Origin of the sequence: Protofrankia sp. Cj3 (assembly GCF_917627355.1) — a bacterium.
Taxonomy (GTDB): Bacteria; Actinomycetota; Actinomycetes; order Frankiales; family Frankiaceae; genus Protofrankia.
Window position 1 is genome coordinate 1 of record NZ_CAKJTR010000242.1, and the last position, 6130, is coordinate 6130.

Annotated in this window: 4 protein-coding genes; 2 read left to right on the forward strand and 2 right to left on the reverse strand. The window is 68.0% G+C overall.

All coding sequences use genetic code 11. The annotated features are described in order from the left end of the window. The first annotated feature begins 648 nt into the window (after positions 1–648). Positions 649–945, forward strand: a complete 297-nt coding sequence (locus MJ783_RS21315; RefSeq protein ID WP_239313184.1) for a hypothetical protein — start codon at positions 649–651, stop codon at positions 943–945. A 76-nt stretch (positions 946–1021) separates the two neighbouring features. Here MJ783_RS21315 and MJ783_RS21320 read toward each other — a convergent pair whose 3' ends face one another. Together MJ783_RS21320 and MJ783_RS21325 are read right to left on the reverse strand one after the other, a co-directional pair. Continuing rightward, positions 1022–1504 carry a ribose-5-phosphate isomerase gene (locus MJ783_RS21320; RefSeq protein WP_239313188.1) on the reverse strand — a complete coding sequence of 161 codons (483 nt, stop codon included), beginning with the start codon at positions 1502–1504 and terminating at the stop codon, positions 1022–1024. A 206-nt stretch (positions 1505–1710) separates the two neighbouring features. Continuing rightward, entirely contained in the window at positions 1711–2850 is a 1140-nt protein-coding gene (locus MJ783_RS21325; protein WP_370651763.1) for an AI-2E family transporter, read from the reverse strand. Positions 2851–3196: 346 nt separating this feature from the next. On the opposite strand from MJ783_RS21325, the gene pepN reads away from it, so the two are divergent. After that, positions 3197–5755, forward strand: a complete 2559-nt coding sequence (gene pepN, locus MJ783_RS21330) for an aminopeptidase N (protein ID WP_239313186.1) — start codon at positions 3197–3199, stop codon at positions 5753–5755. Positions 5756–6130: the final 375 nt, after the last annotated feature.

The following is a 6130-nucleotide window of genomic DNA, read 5'->3' on the forward strand; positions in this document are numbered from 1 at the left end:
CCCCTCGATAGTCGACGACCTCCACCGCCAACACCATTGTTGTTCGTATGTTGTCAACCGGTCGTTTTGCCAAGAGTGCCGGGCACGCACAGCCACGAACCGCCGCGAGCCGTCCGTTCGCGCACAGCCCGCGGGAATCCGGCCGCGGGCGGGTGGCTGAGACAGCTGCCGGCAGGTCATCATGGCGCTCCCGAGAGCCCAGGCGCGTAAAAGCCCGTAATCATACCTGCTGGCCGAACCCCTCGTACCCACGGGCACCTCCAGCAGCGTTAGAACGCAAGGCAGCCAGAACAGGTCCGCCCCAAATCATCTAGCCGATATCGGTGCTACCGCCGGAATACCGGGGCCAGTACCCAATGGCACGAAATCGCCGCGCGGGATCCGCGTTGTGTCCCGCCCCGACATCTACCCGAAACAAGCATGGCAGAACCTCATCACATCCAGTTCGCCACTGGCCGGAAGCTTCAGCGCAACAGCGCAACAGCGCGGCACGCGGACACAAGCGCCCGGTGACAAGAGGCTCCGGCAACAGGGGCGCGGCGCCGCGGGGCTGGGGCAGGCGGGCAGCCGCCAGGTACCAGCACGGCAGCCGCCCCCGTCCTGGCGCATGCTGGATCCGGGATGTCCCCGGCTGAACAGGAGCGATCGATGATCGGATCTACCGGGACAGCCGCCGGAGGCGACGGGCCGGCCGCACCGAGCCCAGTCGGCTCCGGCAGCGATCAGAACCAACGGGCGGGTCATCGACGGGATACGAACGATCCCGGGCTGCGTGCCCTGGTCGGCGCTGGCCGTTCCCGGCTGCCGCCGGGAACGGCCATGCGAGCCCGTGACGTCGCCCGTCCCGGCCTCGACGACCTGGCCGAGGCCGAACGCACCCTCGTGATTCGGCGGCGGTCCTGGACCGGCCCCGCCACCGCCCCGCCGGCACAACGCCGACAGTAGATCGCGTCCGACGGCAGGCCTGGCGACCCGCCAGGCCGAACGAGGGCAGGTCGGTGCCCCGGGTCAAGACCCCAGGTCAGGGCGCAGGCCGCGCGGACGCGACCGGCACCACGCCGGACCGCTCGTAGGCCGCGAGCATGGTGAGCCGGCGAACATGACGCTGTTCAGCACTGAACGACGTGTTGAGGAACACCTCGATGAAGCCGGTGGCCACCGAGACGCTGTGCATCCGCGCACCGACGCTCGCGATGTTCGCGTCGTTGTGCAACCGGGCGAGCCGAGCGGTTTCCGTGCTCCAGACAAGGGCGGCGCGCACACCGGTGACCTTGTTCGCGGCGATGGCCTCGCCGTTGCCGGAACCACCGATGACGACACCCAGGCTGTCCGGTTCGCCGGCGACGGCCGCGGCGGCCGCGATCACATATGGCGGGTAGTCGTCGTCTGGGTCGTAGACGACAGGCCCATGGTCAATAACCGAGTGGCCCAGATCGGTCAGTCGAGTGATCAATGAGGTCTTCAGCTGGAAGCCCGCGTGGTCAGAACCGAGATGGACGCGCATGGGACGAAATGATGCCCGCCCCGGGGCGTCGCTACTCCCACCCACTCCGATGATCTGAGAAAAGTGCCCCAGCCGGATGACGCCCGCGGCGCATCCGTCCTGGCGCCCGTCCACCGGACGGTCCTTGACCGGGTGACCCAGGGCCGCGCGGTCCGGGATGCGCGCGGCCCTGGGGCGCGAGCCGGACAGTCCTGGTGCCGGGCGCCCTAACCCTCGGCAGCCGATGGCTGCCTCCTGGACCGGGCGAGGTAGCCGGCCACCCGGTTGACCACGGCGACAAACGGCACGGCCGCGATCGCCCCGGGGATGCCAGCCAGCACGCCACCCGCGGCGAGGGAGATCACGATCGCGAGTGGATGCAGACGCACGGCCCGCCGCATCACCAACGGCTGCAACAGATGACCTTCAACCTGCTGGACCCCAAGCGCGACCCCGAAAATGACCAGAGCCGGCACCCAGCCGTTGGAGACGAGCGTGACCAGAACAGCGGCGCCGCCGGCCACGGTCGCTCCGACGATCGGGATGAACCCGCCCAGGAAGGTCAGCAGGGCCAGCGGGGCGATGAGCGGAACCCCGACGACCACCAGCCCGATCGTGATACCCGCGGCATCCGCGAGCGCCACGAACATGGTGCCGCGGACGTATCCGGTCAGCGTCGCCCATGCCTCCCGGCCCGCGCCGCGCACCCGTTCCTCGCCTTCGGGCGGGAAACGGGTGACGATCCAGTCCCAGATCCGCTCGCCGTCGTGGACGAAGAAGAACGTTGAGAACAGTGTGAGCAGAAGCCCCGTGACCACCTCGGCCGCAACCGTGGCCCCGGAGAGCACTCCCGAGACAAGGCGGCCTCGGTTGTTCGCCAACGTCTGGGTGATGTCGTTCGTAAAATCGTCCAGCTGCTTCTGCGACAAATGCAGCGGTCCGTCCTGTAAATAGTCACGGACCTGTTCCACGCCCTTGCTGACCTGGTCGGACAAACTGGGGAACTCATCAGCCGCGTTGAAGCCGACGCCCACGCCCACGCCCACCACAATGATCAGAAAACCAAAGATGGTCAGGAAGGACGACACGAGCCTCGGCACTCCGTGCCGGCGCAGAGCCGCCGCGATCGGGCGGATCAACGCGCTGATGAGCAGCCCGGCGATCACTGGGATCACCACGACACGGAGCCGGCCGACCGCCAGCAGCAGGATGTAGATCGCCGCTCCGATGATGAGAAGGCGCCAGGACCAGCCGGCGGCCACCCGCAGCGCCGCCGGGACCTGCGGATCGACCGCAGCGGCGGGTGTCCGCCGCTGCGGTACGCCCACCGGGCCGGGCATACCCACCGGCGCGGGCGGTTCCAGCAAGCTGGGCGGTTCCGGTTCCAGCGAGCTGGGCGGGCCGGCGGGCTCCGGGTCCCTCCGATGGCCAGAACGCCCGAAGCCGGCAACACGCCTCACCGGTGCTCCCCCTCATCGTCACGGCACCTGGCGCGCCTGGACCGGTCATGCCTCCCGAATGTTCCAAGCCCGCATCAAACCCGACCGCGGGTGCGCCGGACAGCTGTTTGTCCGTTACCAGGCTCCGCCCGGTGGAGCCGACGTGGCCGGCGGCTGGGACGTGGGAGACTGGGAGCCCCGTCGTCGCGGACCGCGGCGTCCACCACCCTCGCCCCGGAGCGGGACACTTGTCCGGCCCTTCGAAAGGACCCGCGTGTCAGCCAACAACCTCACCCGCGACGAGGCGCGTGAGCGCGCCCGGCTGCTCAACGTGTCTTCCTACGAGACGAACCTCGATCTGACGACTGGCGACACCACGTTCGCCTCACGGACAACGGTGCGCTTCACCTGTACCGAGCCGGGTTCCACCACCTTCATCGAGCTGATCGCCACGGCTGTCGGCGCGGTGACCCTCAACGGCCAGCGCCTGGACCCGGCCGAGGTGTACGACGGGAACCGGATCACCCTCGCGAATCTGCGGGAGGTCAACGAGCTTGAGGTGGCGGCCGACTGCGCCTACTCGAAGACCGGCGAGGGCCTGCACCGCTTCGTCGACCCGGTTGACGGTGCCGGCTACCTGTACACCCAGTTCGAGACCTATGACGCCCACCGGATGTACGCCTGTTTCGACCAGCCGGACCTGAAGGCGGTATTCCAGCTCTCGGTGGTGGCCCCGGCCAGCTGGACGTGTATCTCGAACGGACGCCGGCTGGAGGCCACGGACTCCGGCTCCGGGCGGACGCTGTGGCTCTTCGAGGCCACGCCGGTCATCTCGACCTACATCACCGCGCTGGTCGCCGGCCCCTACCACGAGGTCCGGGACCACCACGACGGGATTGACCTCGGCCTGTACTGCCGGCAGTCCCTGGCCGAGTTCCTCGACCCGGACGAGATCCTCACGATCACCAAGGCCGGGTTCGACTTCTACCACCGGGTGTTCGACTACCGTTACCCGTTCGGCAAGTACGACCAGCTCTTCGTCCCCGAGTTCAACGCCGGAGCGATGGAGAACGCCGGTTGTGTGACGTTCCTGGAGGACTACGTCTTCCGCGCGAAGGTCACCGAGGCTCGCCGGGAGCGGCGGGCCGAGACGATCCTGCACGAGATGGCCCACATGTGGTTCGGCGACCTCGTGACGATGCGCTGGTGGGACGACCTGTGGCTGAACGAGTCGTTCGCCACGTTCATGTCGGTGCTCGCCCAGGTCTCCTCGACGCGGTTCACCAACGGTTGGACAACGTTCGCCAACGCCGAGAAGGGCTGGGCCTACCGGCAGGACCAGCTTTCCTCCACCCATCCCATCGTCGCCGACGCGACCGACATGGAGGCGGTACGGACGAACTTCGACGGAATCACCTACGCCAAGGGCGCATCCGTGCTCAAGCAGCTCGTGGCATGGGTGGGCCAGGAGGAGTTCCTGGCCGGGCTGCGGTCCTACTTCCGCCGTTACGAGTATGGCAACACCTCGCTGCGGGACCTGCTTGACGAACTGGAGAACGCAAGCGGCCGGGACCTGTCCGTGTGGGCCGCGGACTGGCTGGAGACCACCGGGGCGAACACGTTGCGGGCCCGCTTCGAGACTGACTCGTCCGGGTTGTTCACGGCCTTCGACGTGGTGCAGGAGCCGGCGTCGTCGCCGCCCACAGCGAGCCAGACGCTGCGGCCGCACCGGGTGGCGATCGGCCTGTACGACCGCGCCGCCGACGGGTCGCTGCTGCGCCGCGAGCGCATCGAGCTGGACGTCGTCGGCGAGCTGACCGAGATACCGAAGCTCATCGGTGCCCGCCGGCCAGACCTGATTCTGATCAATGACGACGACCTGACCTACGCCAAGATCCGCCTGGACGACCGCTCCCTGGCAACGTTGATCGACTCGATCGGCGCGATCCGCGCATCGCTCCCGCGGACGCTGTGCTGGGCGGCGGCCTGGGACATGACCCGCGACGCCGAGCTCGCCGCCCGGGACTATGTCAAGCTCGTGCTCTCCGGTGTGGACGCCGAGGATGACATCGGAGTCGTGCAGTCACTGCTGGCCAAGGCTCAGCTCACGATCGACACCTACGGTGATCCCGCGAACCGGTCGGCCGCGCTTCGGGACGTGTCCGCGCGGGCCGAGGCGCTGCTACGCACCGCCGCACCCGGCAGCGACCTGCAGCTGGTCTACGCGACCACCTTCGCCCACGCGGAAGGACCCGACCAGGTCAGTCGGGTCCGCGCCATCTTCGAGGGCGCCGATGTCATCGACGGGCTCGCCCTCGACACCGAACTGCGCTGGACCCTGCTCATCCAGTTGGTTGCGCGGGGCGTGTACGGAGTCACCGAGATCGAGAACGAACTTGCCCGTGACAGCACCGCGACCGGCGAGAAGCGGGCCGCTACCGCCCGCTCGGCCCGGCCCACCGCCGAGGCGAAGGCTGCCGCGTGGACGGCGGTGATGGACTCCGACACGCTGTCGAACCACCTGCTGGTGGCGACCATGGGCGGCTTCTGGATACCCGGCCAGGAGGATCTGACCCGACCATATGTGAGCCGTTTCTTCGCCGAGATCGAGCGGATCTGGCAGACCCGGACCTTCGACACGGCTCAGACGATTACGCAGATGCTGTTCCCATCCGCGATCATCGAACCGGACACGCTGGCGGCGGTGGACGCCTACCTCGCCGCGCACGACCCGCAGCCGGCTCTGCGCCGCGCCCTGGTCGAGGGCCGCGACGGCCTGGTGCGCGCGCTGCGCGCCCGTGCCAAAGACGCCGAGGCCACGGCTGGCTCCTGAGCGCTGTGCAGCCGGCGGTACACCAGCTCAGATCTGGTGCCGCCGGCTGCCCCGCCCGATCCGAACGGGTGCTCAGCGGCGTCGAGCTACACGGCTCGACGGAAGCGGAGCCCGACCTTCCGAATGGTGGGCGCGGACTTTCGCGCGCTCAGACCCGACAAATGACGACCGGCCCGAGGAGCGCCAGGCACTCGGGCCGATCATGATCTTCAGCCTGGAACATCGCGCTCACGACCGTCATACGCCAGTCCCGCTGCGGAACCCCCTCAGTTTTGCTGAGTACAGCTCACGAAGATCACTGGCTGGCACAAGACGATAACCAGATTGTAGTGGTAAGATCTACCCCCCATATAATTTTGCTGAATCTGTATCATA